We start from the raw sequence: 23,365 nt of genomic DNA, 5'->3' as shown, positions 1-23,365 counted from the left end.
GCGTATGCGCGGCCATCGGCTCAGTCCTTGTGCTTCTTGGCATGCTTGTCGGATTTTTCGAAAGCGTCCTCCAGCGCGCGGTTGATCGTGCGCAGCACTTTGACCCGCGCCCAGCGCTTGTCATTGGCTTCGACCAGTGTCCACGGCGCGATTTCGGAACTGGTGCGGTCGACCATATCGCCGACGGCGGCGCGATAGGCATCCCACTTGTCGCGGTTGCGCCAGTCATCTTCGGTGATCTTGAAGCGCTTGAACGGGATCTCTTCGCGCTCCTGGAAGCGCTCCATCTGCGTGTCCTTGTCGATCGCCAGCCAGAACTTGACGACGATCACCCCGGCATCGGCCAGTTGCTCTTCGAAGTCGTTTATTTCCCCATAGGCGCGCAGCCAGTCGGCGGGCGTGCAGAAGCCCTCGATCCGCTCCACCAGCACGCGGCCGTACCACGAGCGGTCGAACACGGTGAACTTGCCGCGCGCCGGAATGTGCCGCCAGAACCGCCACAAGTATGGCTGCGCACGTTCCTCTTCAGTCGGCGCGGCAATCGGCACGATGTTGTACTGACGCGGGTCGAGCGCCGCCGCGACCCGACGGATCGCCCCGCCCTTGCCCGCCGCATCGTTGCCTTCGAACACCGCGACCAGTGCATGGCGACGCATGCGTTTGTCGCGCATCAAGCCCGAGAGCCGCGCCTGTTCGGTGATCAATTGTTCTTCGTAATCTTTCTTGTCGAGGCGCTGGGTCAGGTCAAGGCTGTCGAGCAAATTCAATTGATCGACCGGCGTGCCCAGCGGCGCGGCGCTGACATCGTGAGGATGCACATCCGGACGTTTCAACGCATTTTGCAGACCTTCAAGGAGGATCTTGCCGACCGCCAGGCTACGGTAATGAGCGTCCATGCCTTCAATCACATGCCACGGTGCATAGTCGCGACTGGTGCGGCGCAGCACGCGCTCGCCGTATTTGACGAATTTGTCGTAGGTCTCCGATTGCTGCCAGTCGAGCGGGCTGATGCGCCAACTGTGCAGCGGATCGTCGGCCAACGCTTTGAGTCGCGCCTTCATCTGCTTCTTCGACAGGTGAAACCAGAATTTGAAGATCAACGCGCCTTCGTCACAGAGCATCTTTTCCAGACGTTCGGCTCCGGCAATGGCCTGATCCAGACGCGGGTCCTTGAACAAGCCGTGCACCCGCCCCTGGAGCATCTGGCTGTACCAGTTACCAAAGAAAATCCCCATCCGCCCTTTGGCCGGGAGCATCCGCCAATAACGCCAGGCCGGTGGCCGTGCGAGTTCTTCATCGGTCTGCTGATCGAAGGTGCGCACCTCGATCAGCCGCGGATCCATCCACTCGTTGAGCAACTTGACCGTCTCACCCTTGCCCGCACCTTCGATGCCGTTGATCAAAATGATCACCGGGAAACGTTTTTGCTGCTGCAACTCGAACTGGGCTTCCAGCAGCGCTTCGCGCAATGCCGGGACGGCGGCCTCGTAGGTGTCTTTGTCGATGGCGTGACCGATTTCAGCGGATTCAAACATTGGACGGCTCCTTCCAGGGTTCAGCAAGACTAGCGGATGATGACAACCTCTGAACAGATCGCAGCCTGCGGCAGCTCCTACACTGGAATGCAATCCACCCTGTAGGAGCTGCCGAAGGCTGCGATCTTTTGACATTTTCCATGGCCCCCTGGATCAGACATTGCCATGGATCAAGCACCCCTCGCCCGATCGGCTAGAATGGCCGCCTTGTCGTTGCCGAGCCTGCCATGAAACCCGTATTGCCCCACGCCCAACTCGATTGGGATGACCAGGGACGCCCGCGTTCGCGAGTGTTTGATGACGTGTATTTTTCCGACAAATCCGGTCTGGATGAAACCCGTTATGTGTTCCTCGAACAAAACCGCTTGGCCGAGCGTTTTGCTGCGCTGGGGGCCGGTGGGCGACTGGTCATCGGCGAAACCGGTTTTGGCACCGGGCTGAATTTTCTCTGTGCCTGGCAATTGTTCGAGCAACACGCCGTGGCCGGTGCGCGGCTGCATTTTGTCAGTGTCGAAAAATACCCGCTGAGCCCGGCCGATCTGCAACGGGCATTGGCCTTGTGGCCAGAACTCAAGCCGCTGGCCGACCAGTTGCTACGCCATTACGTTGCGATCCATCAAGGTTTTCAGCGCATCACATTGGCCGACGGTCGCGTGACGCTGACCCTGCTGATCGGCGATGCGCTGGAGCAACTGCCGCAACTCGATGCACAGATTGACGCATGGTTTCTCGACGGCTTCGCTCCGGCGAAAAACCCCGACATGTGGACCGCCGAACTGTTCGTCGAACTGGCGCGACTGGCGGCACCCGGCTCGACCATCAGCACCTTCACCAGTACCGGTTGGGTGCGCCGTTTGCTCAACGCCGCCGGCTTCAAAATGAAACGCACGCCGGGCATTGGCCATAAGTGGGAAATTCTGCGTGGCGAGTTCCTCGGTTGGCCGTCAGACGTTGCGCCACCCGCCCCGGAAAAACCCTGGTTCGCCCGCCCTGCCCCAGTGACAGGCGAACGTCGTGCACTGGTAATCGGCGCCGGACTGGCCGGTTGCGCCACAGCTTCCAGCCTCGCCGCGCGCGGTTGGCAAGTGAGTTTGCTGGAGCGCCACGATGGCGTGGCGCAAGAAGCCTCGGGCAATCCGCAGGGCGTGCTGTATCTGAAGCTCTCCGCCCACGGCACCGCGTTATCGCAATTGATCGTCAGCGGTTTCGGCTACACCCGTCGCTTGCTGGAAACCCTGCAACGCGGCACCGATTGGGACGATTGCGGCGTGCTGCAACTGGCGTTCAATGTCAAGGAAGCCGAGCGCCACGCGCAATTGGCCGCAGCCTTCCCCGAGGATTTACTGCAATGGCTCGACCAGCCCGAAGCGCAACACCGCGCCGGCATCGCTTTGGCCCACGGCGGTTTGTACTATCCCGAGGGCGGCTGGGTGCATCCACCGGCGCTGTGTCAGGCGCAAGCCGCGCAGCCGAACATCGAACTGCTCAGCCATCGTGACGTACTGGAACTGCGCAAAGTCGACGATCAGTGGCAAGCCTTCGACGGTGACCGCTTACTGGCCAGCGCACCGGTCGTGGTGCTGGCCGGCGCCGCCGAGATCAAACGTTTTGCGCAAAGTGCCGAGCTGCCGCTCAAGCGCATTCGCGGACAAATCACCCGCCTTGCCGAGACCGCAGAAAGCCGAGCGCTGACCACCGTGGTCTGCGCCGAAGGCTACGTCGCCCCGGCACGTTTGGGCGAACATACCCTCGGTGCGAGCTTCGATTTCAACAGCGATGACCTGACCCCGACCATCGCCGAACACCAAGGCAATCTGGCGATGCTCGAAGAAATCTCCAGCGACCTCGTGTCGTGTCTGCACATCAGCGCACAGCCTGTCGAAAACCTTCAGGGCCGCGCTGCCTTCCGCTGCACCAGCCCTGACTATTTGCCGATCGTCGGCCCCGTTTCCGACCGCGATACGTTCAATCAGGCATACGCCACGTTAGCCAAAGATGCCCGCCAGGTTCCGGACGTGGCCTGCCCGTGGCTTGACGGGCTCTACGTCAACAGCGGCCACGGTTCTCGCGGTCTGATCACCGCACCGCTGTCGGGTGAACTGCTCGCCGCCTGGCTCGACAACGAACCGTTGCCGCTGCCGCGAAGTGTCGCCGAGGCGTGCCACCCCAATCGCTTTGCGTTGCGCCGTCTGATTCGCGGCAAGTAGCTCTTACCCTTGGGGCATGGCGCAGATCCCCAGATTAACCAGACGTATTGCATCGTCGGTCAGGCGTGTCAGCACAGCTTCCTCAGCCAGTTCGCGCTGGAACTTGATCGCATCCATCTGACTGAGATAATCCGCGGAACTGAGTGTGCTCGCCTGCCCGAACACTGCATCCAGTTGCGGTGAAAAAATCTCGTCAATACTGGTGAACTGGCGGCTGAACGTGCGTTTGAGGTAATCACACCAGAATGGCTGGCGCTGCAGAAACGTCACCCACTGCGCTGAAGCTTCAGCCGCAACGATCCTGTTCTTCGCGATGTCCAGATCGGCAGGGGTCACACCGCCCAGTAGTGCATAACGCATGAACCGCGGCTGGCCCGGCAAATCCAGGTCATCGGCGAGGCCGGTGCGATACGCGAGGTTGACCTCCAAAGGATCGGCGGTCGGATTCTTGTCAGCATGTTCTTGAGCGATCTGGTTCAACTGATCCAGGCGGAACAGACCACGGCCGAGTTTGATCAGGGGTTTGGCACCATTTACCCGACCTTCAGCAGGGTTGATCACCCTGTCGACTTCAACGGCGATTTCCAGATGACTGAAGTTTATCGCCGCACTGTCCGTACAGTTGATCGGATTGGCCGCCAGATCGAGGATCTGTTCGTACAACGGCGCTCGCTGCTCCGCCGCTTCGAGTACCGCCCAGACCCGTCGATGCATGTCTTGGGTCGCTTTTTCGGAATCGGCGGTATGACTGAGTTCCGCCAGCAGATGGAATAATCCTTCGGCCCTCGGATCATCCTTGAATGCCGTCCAGATTCGGTTACGACGATTCCAGTCCTCCCCCGCGCCGTCAGTGAACCAGAGCGATCGCGCCTGGTTTTCGTCGAGACGGGCATTATCGTTATCCAGATAGCCCATGCCGACGCCGATGTTTTCCCGGTAATTCGACAGGTGCGTGTTGCTGACGTCGGACAGTGGATTGAATCGCAGGTTAAGTGTCTGACTGAAACGTCGCGGGGTTTTGAAGAGCCAATCCGGCAATACCTTTATTTCGTTGTTGCGCAAATCCACCCAATCCAGATTCGGCAAACGTGCCAGACCGTTGGGCAACTCCGTAGCACCGGTCTCGCGCAGTGCCAGAGAGCGCAATTTCAACATATGGCTGACATCCGGGGTTGCCCCCAGCGGATTGCCGCTCAGGTTCAAACTGTGAAGCGTGCGCAACTGGCTCAGTTTCAGCAGCGTCTGCTCGGTCAGCTTGATCTGGTTACCCGCCAGGCTCAACCGGCCAAGATCAGGCATGAACGAGAGAATTTCCGGCAGCCGAGTGAGCTTGTTGCGATCAAGCTCCAGGGATTCAACTTGCTTGAACGAGCGGAGGAAATACGCGATATCGTCCCCTTGCTCCATGTTCCTCAACGACAATCGCTTGATGTGGTCGAACTTCAGACCAGGTGGCAGAGTGGGCAGTTTGCCGACTCGCATGCCGTCCAGATTCAACGTACAAACGGGTTGACCATCGACGTCTCTGACCCATAAAAGTCGCCGAAAACTGTCCTCGATCAGTTCAGCGGTGGCTTTGCGACTACGACGCACTTCTTGCCAATCCCCGCCGAGCGCCCTTATCGCTGGCTCGTCCTCGCTCCAGAGTTGCAGTGCATCGCGCAGGCTTTGCAGATTCTCACGCAACGCTTTTACACCGGTTGCCCGGGTCAGCGGGTCATTGCCCAGTTGATCGATCAATTGGCTGGCCTGGGCTTCGCTGTAGCTGGGGAAAAGCCTCAAGACTTTGCGCAGCAGTGCTCGCGGATGAGTCGTTGTCATCACCTGATCGGCCTGCACACAAGTCGGCTCGAAAACAACCGGCTCAGACTTGCCGGTGGTCAATGTACGCGCAGTCACCTCGCGCTCGTCCAGTGCAGTTTCAAGCAGTTTGTTGCGTAGCCGAGCCCCATCAACAGGCACCGGGTCGGGGAATCCGGCGGCGGCACGTTGCGCAGGAGCCAGCGCCTTGAGAATGGCGTGATAGAGATCGTCAGCCCCCGCTTCAACCCGTCCCAGCGATTTGCTGTCGCCGTCAAACACCTCATACCCGCCACTGGATTTAACCAAATAGCGGGTGTTCAAGGGCGTCGCCGGCTCAGCACCAATCGCTTCCAGCAAAGGCCCGTTCAGGTTTTTTTCTCGTAACTCAAGCCGCAGCTGCGCATCCCAGCCGCTCAAATGAGGCAGTAACTGTATGGCCAGCTTTTCAGTGTCCGGATTGGCCATTGCCGGCAAATGAAGCCCGATCAGCGCACGATCAACACGTACCTGATGGGTCGCGGCCCTGACCTTCTGTGCCAGACCGACAGGCACTCGACCGCTAGAAAGCAGATGCAGACGCTCGACACTCGGCGCCTGATCGATAAGACGCTGCGCATGGCGCGCCGGCAGGTCGACAAACGTATTGCGCAGCTTCTGCACATCGTCAGCCTCGATCCGGTCGTAGCGTTCATACATTCGCTGGAACACCGCCGGACGATCAGCCTTGAGCCGTGAGCCGAGTTTTTTAGCGAGAATCTCGCGCTCGTTTTGACGACCGGGATTGCCCCCCAGCAAGGCATCGACTTCCTTCTGATACAAACCATCGATCACCGTTTGCAGCAATTGACCTTCGGCCAACTGGTCTTCAGTGATCACCACACTCAGACGATCATCGCGCACCGTGGTGAGGGGGTAGGTTGCCGTGACTTCGCCGGCGGCATCGGTGACCGCAATGTAGCGGTCTGTCGGCCAGCCGGGCATCCTTGGCAACGCACGCAATTGTTCATGCACAGGTTGCCCTGAGTGGGTTTCGCCCCGCTCAAGCTCGCCGATGAGCACGCGTAACCGTCGCTCTGTACGCAGTCGCTCCACGCTGTCGCGCAGCCGCGATGACAGTGGCAGATTGTCGCGCAAGGCACGCTGCAACGCTTCGTAGCGGTCGCCGCTGATCCTGCGCATCATGTCCAGTTCGACATCTGTAAAATCACACAGCTGTGGATCGATACGTTTGAGGGTATACGCCGCGCTGCGCCACTGTTCGGTGTCTTCGGCCGGAGTGCGCCAGCCACCTTCGACGTGACGTTCAAGCACAGGGGTGAACGCTTCAGGGCGCCCGGGATGTTGCAGACGCCAGCTACGCGCTGCCGAATCGGTAGTGCCCGCAAGGATTCGGTGCCCGACCCGACCGTAAAACCTGCTGCCGATTTGATGAAGGTCTTCGGCACCGTCGGCCAGCGTGAATCCGCGTGGAAGGTCATGCTCGTAAGGGCTTAAATCTGGCTTCCACAGGCGCGGTTTGCCGGCCTGATTGTAAATCGCGGTGAACTGGCCAAAGAACGTCGGGTGGGAGCGCACCAGATGGCGTCCGAGCGCGCCAACGACTTTCTGGCCCCCCGCGAACACGCCCATCAGTGCGATGTTTTCCACGACGCCGAGCAAGTGTGACAGCGCTTCCTGCTGGTCGCCCCGCTGCCAGTCCTCGACGCCTTCATACACCTCGCCAAGCAATTGCCCTACCGCAACACCCATCATCAGTTGGCCGAGAACCGGTACAAAGAGTCCTGCTACGGAGGCAACGCTGACACCGAGCTGGAGAAAGTCCAGCAGACGTTTGCGGCGTGCATCATCATCAATATCGGCGGTCGGCACCGCCAGTTTGCGTGCATCAACCTGCATTTTGCCCACGTGACTTTGCACCATGAACTCGAACAACGGCACCGTGATCGGCAATGACCTGATGGATTCCAGCTCAGCGGAATCGGCAACAGCCTTGAAAAAATCTGCCTTGTCATCTTCATCAATGCTGTTGGCGAAGTAATCCTTGTAGCGCCGATCCTTCAACTTTTGCGTCAGGTACTGTTTGAACGCATTGAAACTCGGGTACTCGTACAACGCGCGCTCGGGCTCTCCCGCCATATACACCAGGCACGGTTCTTGAGGATGCGTTTCGAACGAATGGGCGGAAAACACCACGACACCCCAGACGCAGCTGTTGAAAATCTCCAGGCCTTGCATCATCAGTGTCTGGTCGTTGTAGTGCAGCGTCGCTGCCGACGCCACACCCTCGGCGTCAATCAGCCGTTGCACGGCCTGCAAACCGGCAGGTGAGATGTGATGTCTGATCGCGGCAAGGTGGGTGTCCATTTGCAACAACAGCTTTTTCATTTTCGCCATGTCGCGAATCATGGTGTTGCGTACCACGACCTTGCCGTCAGCCCCCAAAAGACCGAAGACCTGCTGAAAATGCGCCTGGTAGCGTTTGCCAAGGTCCAGCTCTCGGCATAGTCCGGCAAAGGCCGCCACGGTCAAACCGCTGACGCCAGCCGTGGCGCTGTGCACGACAACCTGACCGCCGACAGGAAAATCACCTGCGGTTTCCTCAGCGGTGAAGTTCTGCATTGCCGCTTGTAACAGTGTCTGCGTGGCAGCCGGAAAGGTTTGTACGCCGTTTTCGTCCGTCGATAGGGGCTCGCAACCGCAATCGGCACCCGGCAAGCTCAGGAAATCTTTTTCTACGTCGAAATTCACTGGCCATTTGTGGCGCAGCGCGAGGTTCAGCTCATCGATACAAAAGGTGTGCAACGGCTTGAGCGTGTCCAGCTCCCTCTGGACTGTCAGTTGAACGGCATGCAACTCCCGGGTGGTTCGATCAATCGCCGCGAGTTGGATGGCTGAACATTTCAGCAAAAAAGCAGGCAGGCTTTTTTGCAAGGCTTCGGCGCTGTCGAGATCGCCAGTGGCGTCAAGCAACGTGTTCAAAGTCAAATCCGGAGACTGCGTTTTTATTTCTGTGGTCGGCATCTGCAATAGTCCTTTATTGCGAGGTTCGAACGTCGACCATATCAACACCGAGGAAGAATAAAAAACCTAAAAAAACGCCTGAAATCCAGCTGATTCAACAGTTTTTTGCACCGATAAAATATCTATATACCGCCATTCGATTTCAATCAGCTGTTAAGTGAGATGAGGCAAGTCGCGTCATTGCGCAGGGTCGAATCCACGCGCTTATAACTCATCGTTCTAAAACTCCCACCACCGCACCGGGTCAGTTTCTGAGTACCGGCCATTTGGCCGCTGAAGAAACACCCTCCCCAACGGAAAAACCGGTAAGGACTTTATGTGCGGATTAGCTGGCGAGTTACGTTTTGATCAACAACCTGCAGACCTTGCAGCCATCGAGCGAATCACCCATCACCTGGCGCCTCGCGGCCCTGATGCGTGGGGCTTCCATGCTCAAGGGCCGATTGCCCTGGGTCATCGTCGCCTGAAAATCATGGACCTGTCGGACGGCTCGGCGCAGCCGATGATCGACAGTCAACTCGGCCTGTCGCTGGCCTTCAACGGCGCGATCTATAACTTCCCGGAATTGCGCGCTGAGCTCGAAGCGCTGGGCTATGCCTTCTATTCCGGTGGCGACACCGAAGTGCTGCTCAAGGGCTATCACGCCTGGGGCGAAGCGCTGCTGCCGAAACTCAACGGCATGTTTGCGTTTGCCATTTGGGAGCGCGACGCCAAGCGCCTGTTCATCGCCCGTGACCGTCTCGGCGTGAAGCCGCTGTACCTGTCGCGCACCGGCCAGCGTTTGCGTTTTGCCTCGGCCCTGCCGGCGCTGCTCAAGGGCGGCGACATCAACCCGATTCTCGATCCGGTGGCGCTTAATCACTACCTGAATTTCCATGCCGTGGTCCCTGCGCCACGCACCCTGCTGGCTGGCGTTGAAAAGCTGCCACCAGCGACCTGGATGCGTGTTGAAGCCGACGGCACCACCGAGCAGAAAACCTGGTGGACGCTGCCTTACGGCCCACACGACGACGAGAAAAATCTGACGCTGGAAGACTGGGTCGACCGCGTGCTCGACAGCACTCGCGAAGCGGTAGCGATTCGTCAACGTGCCGCCGTCGATGTCGGCGTGCTGCTGTCCGGCGGTGTCGATTCGAGCATGTTGGTCGGTCTGTTGCGTGAAGTCGGCGTGGAAAACCTGTCGACCTTTTCCATCGGGTTCCAGGATGCCGGCGGCGAGCGCGGCGACGAGTTCCAGTATTCGGATCTGATCGCCAAGCACTACGGCACGCAGCACCATCAACTGCGCATCGACGAGAAAGAGATCATCGAGCAACTGCCCGCCGCGTTCCGCGCGATGAGCGAACCGATGGTCAGCCATGACTGCATCGCGTTCTATCTGCTGTCGCGCGAAGTGGCCAAGCACTGCAAGGTGGTACAGAGCGGCCAGGGCGCGGACGAGCTGTTCGCCGGTTATCACTGGTACCCGCAAGTCGATGGCGCGGCCGATCCTTATGCAGCCTATCGCAACGCGTTCTTCGACCGCAGTTACGACGACTATGCGGCCACCGTACAACCGAAATGGCTGACCGTGAATGATGCCGCTGGCGACTTCGTCAAAGAGCATTTCGCACAGCCCGGCGCTGATGCGGCAGTCGACAAAGCTTTGCGTCTGGACAGTACGGTGATGCTGGTCGACGATCCGGTCAAACGCGTCGACAACATGACCATGGCCTGGGGCCTGGAAGCGCGCACGCCGTTTCTCGACTATCGACTGGTTGAACTGTCGGCCCGTGTGCCGGGCAAATTCAAGCTGCCGGATGGCGGCAAGCAGGTGCTGAAAGAAGCCGCGCGCCGGGTCATTCCAAGTGAAGTGATCGACCGCAAGAAAGGTTACTTTCCGGTGCCCGGTCTCAAGCATTTGCAAGGCGACACGCTGAACTGGGTGCGCGAACTGCTGCTCGATCCGAGTCAGGATCGCGGCCTGTTCAACCCGGCCATGCTCGACAAACTGCTGACTGATCCGCAAGGCCAACTGACGCCATTGCGCGGCTCGAAACTGTGGCAACTGGCGGCCCTGAACCTGTGGCTCAGTGAACAAGGAATCTGATCGATGAAACCCCACGCCACGGCCATCAACCAACGCCTGATTCGCGGTCAGACACCGTCCTACGAACGCTTGCAGGCACGGCTGGCCGAAGATGGCAGCACCCTGGCGGCCGACCCCATTGCGGTGCATTGCGGCTGGGGCCGGTTGCTGATCGGCCACACCTTTCCCGACCCGGCATCGCTGGCTCGCGAGTTGCTCAATGAGCAACCCGGCGAGCGCGACATTGCCTTGTACGTCGCCGCGCCGCAGCAGATTCTCGGCCTGGAACCGACGCAGCTGTTTCTCGACCCATCCGACACGTTGCGCCTGTGGTTCAGCGATTACCGCCAGGCCACTCGCGTGTTTCGCGGCTTCCGTATACGCCGTGCGCAGAGCGAGGCGGACTGGCAGGCGATCAACCTGCTGTATTCGGCACGCGGCATGTTGCCGATCGATGCCACGCTGCTCACCCCGCACCATCAGGGCGGCCCGGTGTATTGGCTGGCGGAGGATGAGGACAGCGGCGCGGTGATTGGCAGCGTCATGGGCCTGAACCATCACAAGGCGTTCAACGACCCGGAAAACGGCAGCAGCCTGTGGTGCCTGGCGGTTGATCCGCAATGCTCGCGGCCGGGTGTTGGCGAAGTGCTGGTGCGACATCTGATCGAGCACTTCATGAGTCGCGGTTTGAGCTATCTGGATCTGTCGGTGTTGCACGACAACCGTCAGGCAAAAAGCCTCTACGCCAAGCTCGGTTTCCGCAACCTGTCGACCTTCGCGATCAAGCGCAAGAACGGTATCAACCAGCCGCTGTTTCTTGGCCCCGGCCCGGAGGCGCAGTTCAATCCGTACGCGCGGATCATCGTTGAAGAAGCGCATCGGCGCGGCATTGATGTGCAGGTGGATGACGCTGACGCCGGGTTGTTTACGCTCAGCCATGGCGGTCGTCGCGTGCGTTGCCGTGAATCGCTGAGCGACCTGACCAGTGCGATCAGCATGAGCCTGTGTCAGGACAAAAGCCTGACGCACAAGGTGCTGAAAGCGGCCGGTCTGAATCTGCCGTCTCAGCAATTGGCGGGCAATGCCGACGACAATCTGGCCTTTCTCGATGAGCATCAACGGGTGGTGGTCAAGCCGCTCGACGGTGAACAGGGCCAGGGCGTTGCGGTGGATCTGCAGACCATCGAAGAGCTGCAGCAGGCCATCGAAGCGGCCAAGCAGTTCGACAGCCGCGTGCTGTTGGAGAGTTTCCACGAAGGCCTTGATCTGCGGATTCTGGTGATCGGTTTTGAAGTGGTCGCGGCAGCGATTCGCAAACCGGCGGAAGTGGTCGGCGATGGTCAGCATTCGATCGGTGCGTTGATCGAGGCGCAGAGTCGGCGTCGCCAGGCGGCCACCAGTGGCGAGAGCAAGATTCCGCTGGATCACGAAACCCAGCGCACCTTGCATGCGGCCGGGTATGACTACAGCAGCATTCTGCCGGCGGGTGAGCATTTGTTTGTGCGGCGTACGGCGAATCTGCACACCGGTGGCACGCTGGAAGACGTCACGGCGATTCTGCATCCGACGCTGGTCGATGCGGCGGTGCGTGCGGCGCGGGCGCTGGACATTCCCATGGTTGGCCTCGACTTGATGGTGCCAGCGGCGGATCAGCCGGAGTACGTGTTTATCGAGGCCAACGAACGCGCCGGGCTGGCCAACCATGAGCCGCAGCCGACGGCGGAGCGATTTGTCGATTTGTTGTTTCCGCACAGTCAGCCGGCCATTTAACCCCTTCCTGATCGTTCCCACGCTCTGCGTGGGAACGCCTCACCGGACGCTCCGCGTCCATTTGGGACGCAGAGCGTCCCGGGCTGCATTCCCACGCAGAGCGTGGGAACGATCAGTGCTCAACCCATCAGGAGTTTCCATGACCCCGCAAATCCCCGAACCGGATCTCAACTACCTGCAAAAAGTCCTCCTGGAAATGCTCGCCATTCCCAGCCCTACCGGGTTCACCGACACCATCGTGCGCTACGTCGCCGAGCGTCTCGAAGAACTCGGCATCCCATTCGAAATGACCCGGCGCGGGACCATACGTGCCACGCTCAAGGGCAAGAAAAACAGCCCTGACCGCGCAGTCTCCGCGCACCTCGACACCATCGGCGCCGCCGTCCGCGCGGTGAAAGACAACGGTCGCCTGACCCTCGCCCCGGTCGGTTGCTGGTCGAGCCGTTTCGCCGAGGGCAGCCGGGTCAGCCTGTTCACCGACAACGGTGTGATTCGCGGCAGTGTGTTGCCGTTGATGGCGTCCGGGCATGCGTTCAACACCGCGGTGGATGAGATGCCGATCAGTTGGGATCACGTCGAATTGCGTCTGGACGCCTACTGCGCGACCAAGGCCGATTGCGATTCGCTGGGCATCAGTGTCGGCGATGTGGTGGCGTTTGATCCACTGCCGGAGTTCACCGAAAGCGGACACATCAGCGCCCGCCACCTCGATGACAAGGCTGGCGTTGCTGCGCTTCTGGCTTCGCTGAAAGCCATCGTCGACAGCGGCCAGGAATTGATGATTGATTGCCACCCGCTGTTCACCATCACTGAAGAAACCGGCAGTGGCGCGGCGGCGGCATTGCCGTGGGACGTCAGTGAATTTGTCGGCATCGACATTGCGCCGGTCGCGCCGGGGCAGCATTCCAGCGAGCACGCGGTGAGCGTGGCGATGCAGGATTCCGGCGGGCCGTATGACTATCACTTGTCGCGGCATTTGCTGCGCCTGGCCGCTGAAAACGAGCTGCCGGTACGCCGTGATCTGTTCCGCTATTACTTCAGCGATGCGCATTCGGCGGTGACGGCCGGGCACGATATTCGTACCGCTCTGCTGGCGTTTGGTTGTGATGCAACCCATGGCTATGAGCGCACGCACATCGACAGTCTGGCGGCGTTGAGCCGGTTGTTGGGCGCGTACATTCTGAGCCCGCCGGTGTTTGCGAGTGATGCGGCGCCAGCGAATGCATCGCTGGATCGCTTCAGTCATCAAATCGAACATGACACGCAGATGGAAAGCGATACGCGGGTGCCGTCGGTGGACAGTCTGGTGGGGCAGCGTTCCGATAGCTGATCCGGTTTTTGTTATGGCAGGGCTGGCCCCATCGCTGGCAAGCCAGCTCCCACAGTTTTTGCGGTGAATCGCATATTCGTGAACGCCTTCAAACCCTGTGGGAGCTGGCTTGCCAGCGATGAGGGCGGTACTGACTACACAAAACTGGCAGGCAACCGGCATTCGCCGTAGCATCCCGACATTGATTCAGCCGAGGTGCCCATGCTCATTCCCTACGACGCTCTTGAAGTCGACACCCTCACCCGCCTCATCGAAGATTTCGTCACCCGTGACGGTACCGACAATGGCGACGACACGCCGCTGGAAACCCGCGTGCTGCGCGTACGGCAAGCGTTGACCAAAGGTCAGGCGCTGATCGTCTTCGACCCGGAAAGCGAACAGTGCCAGTTGATGCTCAAGCACGACGTGCCCAAGCACCTGTTCGACTGACCCTCAGCGGGCCTTTTCTGCGCGCTGCTTGCGCTGGATTCGGTCGTAGACTTCGGCACGGTGCACATTGACGTTCTGCGGCGCGTCGACACCAAAGCGTACGCTGGAGCCGTTGACCGACAGCACACGCAGGGAAATATCGTCACCGATGGAAATCAACTCACCAACAACACGGCTGAGTACAAGCATGAGGTTCGTCCTTCAGGGTTAGCAAACCCTGAAGATGCGCGGCTTGCCGGCGCGCGACAATGCGTGACCGGCAAATCAGTTTTGCCTTACACGCTCTCAGGTTTGGAGCCGTCAGACGCTTCCCACAAAACCATCGATTCAGGCTGCGGAGAAGCGCGGCCCGAACAGAATCACGCTGGCACCGATCACACACAACGCCACGCCAATCCAGTCCGAACCCAAGGGACGAACGCGCTCGACCACCATCAGCCAGCCAATCGACGCGACGATGTAGATGCCGCCGTAAGCGGCATAGGCGCGCCCGGCATAGCTGGCTTCAACACGGGTCAACAACAGCGCGAACAGGGTCAGGCTGAGCAACGCCGGAATCACCCACAACGCACTTTTGCCCTGGCGCAGCCACATGAAAAAGGCAAAACAGCCGGCGATTTCAAACAATGCCGCGAGGAAGAACCACAGATAATTGAGCATTGCTGTATCTCGTCAGGGTGATCATTGCGGCCACCCTAACGATGCAGTCTGCAGCGGGCAAGCTCAGCCGTTGTTCTGTTTGGCCTTGGCGCGCATTTTCTCGGCCATCGAGGTCATTTCGTTGTAGAGCAGTTGCGGATTCTTCTGCTTGATCGCCCAGGCCATGCGCCCTTGTTCGTGGGGCAGGATCATGAATTCACCAGCAGCAACTTGCTGATAAATGTAGTCGGCGATATCGGCGGCGGTAATCGGCGAACTTTCCAGCAACTTGCCAACCGCCGCTTTCATCGCTGGCGTCGGGCCACGGAACGAGTCAAGCAAGTTGGTCTGGAAGAACGATGGGCAGACCACATGCACGCCGACTTCCTGTTGCGCCAGTTCGATCAACAGGCTCTCGGAAAGTGCCACCACGCCGGCCTTGGCCACGTTGTAGTTGCTCATCGCCGGGCCCTGCATCAAAGCGGCCATGGAGGCGATGTTGATGATCTTGCCTTTGCTTTGCTCCAGCAGCGGCAGGAACGCCTTGCAGCCCTTGACCACGCCCATCAGGTTGATCGCGATCTGCCAGTCCCAGTCTTCCAGCGACAGTTCGCTGAAGAAACCGCCGGACGCGACACCGGCGTTGTTGACGATGATGTCGATGCCGCCAAGTTTTTCTTCGCAAGCCTGTGCGAAGGCTGTGAGTTGGCTGTAATCGCGCACATCGCAGCGCTGGACGAAGCCGTCGCCGCCCGCCTCGCGGACCATTTTCAGGGTTTCCTGCAGGCCGGGTTCGCTGACGTCGGACAAGGCCAGTTGCCAGCCTTCACGCGCCCAGCGCAGCGCGATTTCGCGACCCAGGCCTGAGCCCGCGCCAGTGATCATCATGCGATTTTGCATAGCAGACAGCCTTGTTGTTCTGGGGAAGATGCGCGGAGTGTAGCGAAGGTTGTGTGTGCGCCCACGCTCCATCAAGTTGCTGAATGGAGGATCAAAAGATCGCAGCCTTCGGCAGCTCCTACACCGATCCTGTAGGAGCTGTCGAGTGAAACGAGGCTGCGATCTTTTTGCGTCAAAGGAAATAAGCGACTAATCCAAATACATTAAAAAAACATTGAATTTTCTTTCATTCGCACCAGTCGGATTTTGTAAGCCGTCTGGAATTACTTAGTCTCCAGTCGCCCCTTGAACACCAAGACTTCTCGAACTCTCTCAACAAGGAAATCGACATGGGCACAATTCTTATCATTATCCTGATCCTGTTGCTGATCGGTGGTCTGCCGGTCTTCCCGCACTCCAGAAGTTGGGGTTATGGTCCGTCGGGCATCATCGGTGTGGTGTTGGTCGTGCTGCTGGTACTGTTGCTACTGGGTCGGATATAACCGTCTAACCGGCAAAAAAAAGAGGCCCTTTTCAGGGTAATGCCGATCAGTTAAGCCTTCTCGCTTGACCTTTGGCCGCAAGAAATCAAAATCCGATGCCTGTACTGGCATCGGATTTTTTTATGCGTCTCGCTCGGGCACTGGAACTGACCCACAACATCGCCTCTACCCCCAACGCCATTGAGGGATTGGATGCTTTGCTCGATCCTTCTTTGGTCGAACAGGCGCTTGAACAAGCTGGTGTGGCGACGCTGCGCAAGCGTCGTTTGCCTCTGGAAATGATGCTCTGTTGCGTGATCTCCATGGCGTTCTTCCGGCGCATGTCGGCCTGGGATGTGGTTAGTCGCATGAATATCATGTTGCCGGGTCAGCGCCCGTTGGTAGCGCCCAGCGCCGTAGTCCAGGCTCGTCAGAGATTGGGCAGCGAAGCTGTACGACAAGTCTTCGATTTGACCCAGAAAAGTTGGCATGAGGCAGCCGGTCACCCGACTTGGGCCGGTCTGCGTTTGTTGGGTGTCGATGGCGTTGTCTGGCGCACGCCCGATACGCCGGAAAATCGGGCGCGCTATGACTCCGCCAGCAACCAGCATGGCGACACCGGTTTTCCTCAGGTGCGCATGGTCTGCCAAATGGAGTTGACCAGCCATTTGCTGATTGGAAGTGCGTTTGACGGCTACCGCAGCAACGAAATGAAACTGGCCGAGCAACTGATCGAAACCACCCCCGATCACTCGCTGACGCTGTTTGATCGTGGTTTTTACTCGTTAGGTTTACTGCATCAGTGGCAGCAGGCAGGTGTCGAACGCCACTGGCTGATGCCGCTGAAAAAAGGCTCGCAGTACGAGGTGATCCAGCGTTTGGGGCGCCAGGATGCGATTATTTTGCTGAGCACTTCGCCACAGGCCCGCAAGCAATGGCCTGGGTTGCCGGAGCGGCTGACCGCGCGACTGCTGAGCAAAACCGTCAAGGGCAAGGTGTGTCAGATTCTGACCTCGATGACTGACCCACTGCGTTTTCCTTCCGACGAGATTGTTGATCTATACAGCCAGCGCTGGGAAATCGAATTAGGCTTTCGGGAAATGAAGCAGACGCTGCTCAACAGCAGCTATACGCTGCGCAGCAAGACACCCGAGATGATCGAGCAAGAGTTGTGGGGTGTGTTGTTGGGCTACAACTTGTTGCGCTATCAGATGGTGGAAATGAGTCGCCACTGTCCTGGCATTTACCCGTGCGAAATGAGCTTTACTGCGTGTACCTGGGCGATTCTTGGGTTTATCAACAGCGTCTCGGCCGATCGTTCCGGGAACATCCCCAAGTATTTGGCCGAGCTTCATGCTTCAGCGCCGCACTACGTTCTGCCGCATCGACGGGAGGAGCGCGTTTACCCTCGGGCCATCAGGCTTAAATCCCCGAAATATCCGATCAAAAATAAAAATGCCAGTCAGCTTAACTGACTGGCATTACCCTTTTCAGGGCCTCTTTTTTATTGCGCGGACTTTTACTTTACAGCGCTTAGTCCGGCTTGCCGTTAACCACACCGGCAGTGTTGTCCATCAGGCTCTTGGTCGCCGTTTGCAGGAACGCTTCGAGTTTGTGTTTCAACTCGGCAGCGCGCGGTGCATCAGCAATGACCTCGGCACCCGGATTGGCGCCCAGTTGGTACTGATAGACCTTCGCCGACATGTCCTTGTCTTTCGGCAGCACCAGAATCTGGTCAGCCGTGACGATAGCGGTGGTCTGCTCGCTGCCCGACGGCTTGATCACACCGAAACCGGTGTCGCCTTCCGGCAGGTTCAGCAGGTCACGACCCCAGCACTGATGGCGCACTTCGCCACCCACACGACCCATGATGGTCGGCACGATATCGATTTGCGTACCCACGGTGTGGTCACGGGTGCCGAACTTCTCCTGGATGCCCGGCGCGATCATCAGCATCGGCACGTTGAAGCGGCCCAGATCCATTTCGGTGATCTGGCGCTCGTTGCCGAAACCGTGGTCACCGACGATGACGAACAGGGTTTCCTTGAAGTACGGCTCTTTACGCGCCTTCTCGAAGAACTGACCCAACGCCCAGTCGGAGTAGCGCATGGCGGTCAAGTGTTCGTTGAGGCTGCCACGATCAGTGACGCGCTCGACCGGCAATGGCGACGGTAAGGCGTATGGCGTGTGGTTGGACAGGGTTTGCAGCAGCGCATAGAACGGCTTGCCGTTTTCGCGCTTCTTCAATTCGATCAGACCACGGTCGAACATGTCCTGGTCGGACACGCCCCACGTTGGATCGGAGAACACCGGGTCAACGAAATCATTACGGCCGACAAAGTTGGTCATGCCCTGGTTGCTGAAGAAGCCTGACTGGTTGTCCCAGGCGAAGTCACCGTTGTAGACATAGACATCGTCGTAGTCGCGGGCGCTGAGCAATTGCGGCAGGCCAGACAGTTTGTGGCTGCCTTCCGGGGTCTGCATCAGGTATTCGAAACCTGGCAGGTTCGGGAAGCAGGCCATGGTCGCGAACATACCCTGGTGGGTGTGCGTGCCGTTGGAGAAGAAGCGGTCGAACAGCAGGCCTTCCTTCGACAGTTTGTCCAGGTACGGCGTGATGTTGCCTGGCGCGCCCAGAGCACCGACCGAGTGACCGGCCATGCTTTCCATCAGAATCACGACAACGTTCTTGATCGGCAGGGTCTTGTCGGCGGGCGGCGTGTAGTCGCGGCGCACGGCGGCGATGTCGGCATCGACCAGTTTGTCGTCCGGCATGACCAGCATCTGGCGCACTACTTTCTGCGCTTCTTCTTGCGGCAGTGTGGCTTTCCAGATGTTGTCGCGGTCTTCGCCCATGCGATCTTTTGCAGCGGCGATCAGCGACAGCGTGCCGTTGAGGCCGAGCTGGTTGGCGAAGTTCGATTCGGTGGTGTAGACGTCACCCCAACGCATTGGCGGGCCTTGACGCAGCGTGCCGCGCGCAGCGACCACGCAGATCAGCAGGCAGACCACGAATACGGCGAGGCGCGCATACCACGGCGCGACCTGACGCGTGCCGACGCTACCGCCGCTGAAAGGCCCGCGCGGACGTGTTGCACGATCAGCGCCCTTGAACGCCAGCGTCAGAATCACTGTGCCGATGACCCACGCCAGCAGATAACGCACGACCGGGAAACCGTACCAGAGCATGCTCATCACGGTTTTCGGATCTTCTTTCACGTACTGGAACACCAGGCCATTGAGGCGCTGGTGGAACTCACGGTAGAAGTCCATCTCCATCAGGCCGAGAAACAACGCGATGCTCGAGGCGACGGTGAGCCACAGACGGAAGAATCCGCGTGCGGCCATCGCGCGGGCACTGAACAGCGCCAGCACCAGCGGAATGCACACGTAGACCACTAGACGCAGGTCGAAACGCAGACCGTTGGCGAAAGCTTCGAGGAAGGTCGAAGCCGGGGTATCGAGGATCATCTCGCGGTTGTAGACCAGCAGCGCGAGGCGCAGCACGGAAAACATCACCATCATGACCAGTGCGCAAAGCAGCGTGTAGGCCAGATGCGATTTGACGGTCGGTTGCAGCAGGCGACTGGAAGATCGCTGCTGATTCAGGGCGTCCGGGTTTGCCATGTCGTTTTAGGACCCATTGAAAGTTGAAGTTGCAAAAATACAGCGGCGCCCTGCCCTCTATTGGTCATTCCAGACCCCGGGGCGTGCGCGGAGCGCAAATGTTGCACGATCACCCGCACCATTGCCATTGATTACTGCCCTGCCCCCAGACACTTTCATTTAGAGCAGGCACAGCGTGTAACAGCGCGGGCGAATTGTCTGGAACACTTTGTGAAAATTTCGTGCAACGCATATCTGGAAACACAATATAGATACAAAACAAAAACGCCCCGAATCGATCGGGGCGTTATCTGCAAAGCACGACGATTACTTCTCGGCGCGCTCTTTCAGGGCTTTAAGTGTGTTGAACGGTGCGTCAACCACGAACTTGTTGGCCACCATCGCCGGCACGCTGCCACCTGGCTCGGTGTGCACTTGATAGGTCACTTCGACCTGATCACCCTTGGGCACGAACTTCCAGAAGCCTTTGACCTGGGCCACACGGACGAAACCTTTTTCTTCCGGAAGGTACTTCGGCACACCGTCCAGGTTACGGGTCAGGCTGCCATCGGCGCCTTCAACGGTGGTGATGTGCAGCACCGAGTCACGCGGGGTAACCGGCCAAGGCGTATTGAACTGAGTGTAAGTCCAGCTCTGGTCGCCTTCGTGCTTGAGCAGTTTTTGGGTCTTGCACTCGTGAATCCAGGCGCAGGCGCCGGAAACGTCTTCCTGCAGTGCGCGCAGTTTGGCGACGGTGGTCTTCATCAGCGCCACGCCCTGATAGGACTTGTAGTCCGAACCCGGCACTTCGCTCAGTGAAACCTTGATGCCTTCTTCGTTCTTGGCGACTTTCCAGTCTTCTGCCTGAGCGACCGAAGTGGCCAGCACAGCGGTCAAACCACACAACACAGCGATACGATGCAGCGAACCCATAGTCTTATTCCTTATTGTTGAAGTTCCGTTCGTTTGACACATCACGCCGCCGTCATTTGCTCCCACCAGCCGATCAGTCTGATCGCTTCTTGCGAACTGCTGCCGCAGACTTCGATGTCGGCAGAGAAGCCGGAACAGACTGCCGGACGCTCCGGGCGGCCGAAAATGCTGCACAGGTTTTCGACCGAGAGTTGCACGCAACGTTCGCCGGCAGGTTTGCCATCAGGCATGCCGGGAATCGGCGAACTGATGGAGGGGGCGATGCAGCAAGCGCCACAGCCTTCACGGCATTTCATGACGAACAATTCCTCGCGACGGGCGATGTGTAAAAGGGACGCGGAACAGAGTAACCGCTAAAACGGCTGTTTTAAATTGCCTGAACCGGGGTTTTTAGCGATTACTGAATGTGACTGACCAGTCTCCGACAAAGCGTCTGGTCTGCGGGTCACAGCGGGGACGAATTTACTGCTTGAATTCGAAATCCAGCGCAGCGCCTTCCACTTCGCGACGCTCTTCATTGCGCAGCTGCAACTGCATTTCGTTGCTGAGCAAACGGCCATTGAGCTGAAAGCCGCTGTTTTTCTCGCCAAACATCTGCGGCAGGATCGGCTCGCGTTTCGGCAGGTCGACGGTGCCCTTGGGTTTCAGTTCTTGAACCATGTCTTTGGGCAGGCTGAGGTCAAGTCTGGCCGCCGGCAATCTGGTTTTCGCCACTTCACTGGCGGGTTTCGACTTGGACGCAATCGGCGCGCGTTTCTTCACGGGCTTGGCTTGCGGCTTCTTAGCGGGGACTGCCTTTTTCGCCGCCGGTGCCTTCTTGGCACTGGTCGTTGCTGGCGGTTTTTCCTGAACCGCAGCCGCCATGACACCGGGCGCATGACCGATCATCAGCATACACAGCACAACCCAGGCGGCAGGAACAATCGCTTTCATGGACCCAACGTGGCTAACGGCAGAGGGCCATATGCTCGCTTGTTGGGCGCGACAAGACAAGCATGAACGTCCGCTCGTTCAGAATCCGCCAGCCGTTTCCTGACACAGTTGGGTCGCCAGCAGCCCCAGAGTCATCAACGCCCGTTCCGCCTCGCGATTCCACGGAATGCCACAATTGAGGCGGATACAGTGGTTGAATTGCTCGGTATTGCTGAAGATCAGCCCCGGTGCAATGCTGATGCCCTGCTGCAACGCGCGGATATGCAACTCCTGAGTGTTCACCCTCCCCGGCAGACTCACCCAAAGGATGAAACCGCCCGTGGGCCGGGTCATTTGCGTGCCTTCGGGGAAGTACTGCTGCACCGCCAACTGGAAAGCGCTGAGGTTTTTTCGGTATTCCTGGCGGATGTACCGTAAATGCCGGTCATAACCGCCGTTTTCCAGATAAGCGGCAATCGCCATCTGCGTCACGCTGCACGCCGAATGGGTGCTGAAGGTCTGCAGACGCTGGATTTCCTGCTGGTACTTGCCGGCAATCATCCAGCCGATGCGCACACCGGGCGACAGGGTCTTGGAGAAACTTGAGCAGTAAATCACTCGGTCCAGGCGGTCGTAAGCCTTGAGGGCCTTGGTTTTGCCTTGCTCGAACATCAGTTCGCCATAGATATCATCTTCGACAATCTGAATATCGAAATCCGAAGCCAGGCGCAGCAACTGCTTCTGCCGCTCTTCGGGCATGGTGCCGCCCAGTGGATTGCTCAGGCGCGTGGTCAGCACCAGCGCTTTGATCGACCATTGGTTGGCCGCCAGTTGCAGGGCTTCGAGGCTCATGCCGGTAGCAGGATCGCTGGGGATTTCGATGACTTTCAGGCCGAGCAGATCCGCCAGTTGCAACAGACCGTAGTAAGTCGGTGATTCGGCGGCAATCAGATCGCCCGGCCGGGTCAGCACCCGCAGCGACATCTGCAGGGCATCGACACAACCGTGGGTGATCACCACTTCCGACGGGTCGACCACTACGCCGGCATCGCGCATACGAATCGCCACTTGCCGGCGCAGCGGTTCAAAACCGGGGCTGAACATGTAACTGAAGGCGCGCGGACTATGGAACCGGGTGACCTTGGCCAATTGCTGATGCAGCGCGCGCACCGGTAAATAATCGACGCTGGGCACAGCGGCACCGAGCGGGAATACGCCTTCACGACGCGACTCGACGAGCACTTGCTGAATGATGCTGCTGCGGGTGACCAGGCCTGGACGCTCGACCCGGGCGATATCCGGCGTTGGCGCGGTCAGCGCGGGGGTCTGGTGGACGTAATAACCGGACTGCGGACGTGCGCGAATCAGCCCCTGATCTTCGAGATTGGCGTAGGCCTGCAACACCGTTGCATGGCTGACGTTGAGCTGCGAACTCATCTTGCGCACCGAAGGCACGCGCTCCCCCGGTTGATAGACACCACGGCGGATGTCTTCGGCCAGTTGCTGAGCAATACGTTGGTAGAGCAAGAGATTGGTCATGACGCAGCACTCGATTTCACGGGCATTTTATTCTTGTGTGAAACAATACCGGAACAGTTTAGAAGTGTACTGGGACAGTTGCCACTTTAGTCGACCATACAGTGCGGTGTCTGCCCCTGACTGTACTGATTTGCGACCCATTCGACAGACGCAAAAAAGCCCGGTGCTTGCCGGGCTATGTACTGGAACGCTGTAGGAGCTGACGAGTGCAA

Annotated in this window: 17 protein-coding genes; 7 read left to right on the top strand and 10 right to left on the bottom strand. The window is 58.8% G+C overall.

The genetic code is table 11. The features are described 5' to 3' along the window. Positions 1 to 20 precede the first annotated feature (20 nt). Positions 21 to 1,535, bottom strand: coding sequence for a polyphosphate:AMP phosphotransferase (gene pap / locus ACZZ0B_RS05235; RefSeq protein ID WP_158830337.1), 1,515 nt, complete (start codon positions 1,533 to 1,535; stop codon positions 21 to 23). Positions 1,536 to 1,762: 227 nt separating this feature from the next. On the opposite strand from pap, the gene mnmC reads away from it, so the two are divergent. Further along, the gene (mnmC, locus tag ACZZ0B_RS05230) at positions 1,763 to 3,742 is read left to right on the top strand and encodes a bifunctional tRNA (5-methylaminomethyl-2-thiouridine)(34)-methyltransferase MnmC2/FAD-dependent 5-carboxymethylaminomethyl-2-thiouridine(34) oxidoreductase MnmC1 (protein WP_463544522.1); all 1,980 of its coding nucleotides are present in this window, start codon (positions 1,763 to 1,765) and stop codon (positions 3,740 to 3,742) included. Positions 3,743 to 3,745: 3 nt separating this feature from the next. On the opposite strand, the gene ACZZ0B_RS05225 is transcribed toward mnmC, so the two are convergent. Then, positions 3,746 to 8,524: an NEL-type E3 ubiquitin ligase domain-containing protein gene (locus tag ACZZ0B_RS05225; RefSeq protein WP_463544521.1), complete on the bottom strand. Its 4,779-nt coding sequence runs from the start codon at positions 8,522 to 8,524 to the stop codon at positions 3,746 to 3,748. A gap of 358 nt (positions 8,525 to 8,882) precedes the next feature. On the opposite strand from ACZZ0B_RS05225, the gene ACZZ0B_RS05220 reads away from it, so the two are divergent. The 4 genes from ACZZ0B_RS05220 to ACZZ0B_RS05205 all read left to right on the top strand — a co-directional run bounded on the left by ACZZ0B_RS05220 (position 8,883) and on the right by ACZZ0B_RS05205 (position 14,163). After that, positions 8,883 to 10,655 carry an N-acetylglutaminylglutamine amidotransferase gene (locus ACZZ0B_RS05220; RefSeq protein ID WP_463544520.1) on the top strand — a complete coding sequence of 591 codons (1,773 nt, stop codon included), beginning with the start codon at positions 8,883 to 8,885 and terminating at the stop codon, positions 10,653 to 10,655. A 3-nt stretch (positions 10,656 to 10,658) separates the two neighbouring features. Next, complete coding sequence (gene ngg, locus ACZZ0B_RS05215) at positions 10,659 to 12,404, top strand: N-acetylglutaminylglutamine synthetase (protein WP_463544519.1); 1,746 nt, start codon at positions 10,659 to 10,661, stop codon at positions 12,402 to 12,404. Between the two features lie 139 nt (positions 12,405 to 12,543). Beyond that, the gene (locus tag ACZZ0B_RS05210; RefSeq protein ID WP_463544518.1) at positions 12,544 to 13,734 is read left to right on the top strand and encodes an osmoprotectant NAGGN system M42 family peptidase; all 1,191 of its coding nucleotides are present in this window, start codon (positions 12,544 to 12,546) and stop codon (positions 13,732 to 13,734) included. 201 nt (positions 13,735 to 13,935) lie between these two features. Continuing rightward, entirely contained in the window at positions 13,936 to 14,163 is a 228-nt protein-coding gene (locus ACZZ0B_RS05205; RefSeq protein ID WP_003192759.1) for a YheU family protein, read from the top strand. A gap of 3 nt (positions 14,164 to 14,166) precedes the next feature. On the opposite strand, the gene csrA is transcribed toward ACZZ0B_RS05205, so the two are convergent. The 3 genes from csrA to ACZZ0B_RS05190 form a co-directional block, all read right to left on the bottom strand. Continuing rightward, complete coding sequence (gene csrA / locus ACZZ0B_RS05200) at positions 14,167 to 14,352, bottom strand: carbon storage regulator CsrA (RefSeq protein WP_008088573.1); 186 nt, start codon at positions 14,350 to 14,352, stop codon at positions 14,167 to 14,169. A gap of 138 nt (positions 14,353 to 14,490) precedes the next feature. After that, positions 14,491 to 14,823, bottom strand: coding sequence for a YnfA family protein (locus ACZZ0B_RS05195; RefSeq protein ID WP_122609256.1), 333 nt, complete (start codon positions 14,821 to 14,823; stop codon positions 14,491 to 14,493). Positions 14,824 to 14,886: 63 nt separating this feature from the next. Continuing rightward, complete coding sequence (locus ACZZ0B_RS05190) at positions 14,887 to 15,702, bottom strand: SDR family oxidoreductase (RefSeq protein WP_463544517.1); 816 nt, start codon at positions 15,700 to 15,702, stop codon at positions 14,887 to 14,889. A gap of 323 nt (positions 15,703 to 16,025) precedes the next feature. On the opposite strand from ACZZ0B_RS05190, the gene ACZZ0B_RS05185 reads away from it, so the two are divergent. Further along, positions 16,026 to 16,184 carry a DUF3309 family protein gene (locus ACZZ0B_RS05185; protein WP_169432680.1) on the top strand — a complete coding sequence of 53 codons (159 nt, stop codon included), beginning with the start codon at positions 16,026 to 16,028 and terminating at the stop codon, positions 16,182 to 16,184. Positions 16,185 to 16,306: 122 nt separating this feature from the next. Beyond that, a complete protein-coding gene (locus ACZZ0B_RS05180) occupies positions 16,307 to 17,638 on the top strand; it encodes an IS4 family transposase (protein WP_463544516.1) in 1,332 nt (443 codons plus the stop codon). A gap of 58 nt (positions 17,639 to 17,696) precedes the next feature. On the opposite strand, the gene ACZZ0B_RS05175 is transcribed toward ACZZ0B_RS05180, so the two are convergent. The 5 genes from ACZZ0B_RS05175 to ACZZ0B_RS05155 all read right to left on the bottom strand — a co-directional run bounded on the left by ACZZ0B_RS05175 (position 17,697) and on the right by ACZZ0B_RS05155 (position 23,153). Beyond that, complete coding sequence (locus ACZZ0B_RS05175) at positions 17,697 to 19,790, bottom strand: LTA synthase family protein (protein WP_008087398.1); 2,094 nt, start codon at positions 19,788 to 19,790, stop codon at positions 17,697 to 17,699. A 306-nt stretch (positions 19,791 to 20,096) separates the two neighbouring features. Beyond that, positions 20,097 to 20,702: an START domain-containing protein gene (locus tag ACZZ0B_RS05170; RefSeq protein ID WP_463544515.1), complete on the bottom strand. Its 606-nt coding sequence runs from the start codon at positions 20,700 to 20,702 to the stop codon at positions 20,097 to 20,099. Between the two features lie 41 nt (positions 20,703 to 20,743). Next, on the bottom strand, positions 20,744 to 20,998 hold the full coding sequence (locus tag ACZZ0B_RS05165; protein WP_008087400.1) for a YkgJ family cysteine cluster protein: 255 nt from the start codon (positions 20,996 to 20,998) through the stop codon (positions 20,744 to 20,746). Between the two features lie 166 nt (positions 20,999 to 21,164). Next, positions 21,165 to 21,635 carry a hypothetical protein gene (locus ACZZ0B_RS05160; protein ID WP_008087401.1) on the bottom strand — a complete coding sequence of 157 codons (471 nt, stop codon included), beginning with the start codon at positions 21,633 to 21,635 and terminating at the stop codon, positions 21,165 to 21,167. A 78-nt stretch (positions 21,636 to 21,713) separates the two neighbouring features. After that, positions 21,714 to 23,153, bottom strand: coding sequence for an aminotransferase-like domain-containing protein (locus ACZZ0B_RS05155; RefSeq protein ID WP_008087402.1), 1,440 nt, complete (start codon positions 23,151 to 23,153; stop codon positions 21,714 to 21,716). Positions 23,154 to 23,365 lie beyond the last annotated feature (212 nt).

The organism is Pseudomonas sp. AC247 (assembly GCF_979258015.1).
This window is presented reverse-complemented; position numbering and strand designations above follow the sequence as displayed.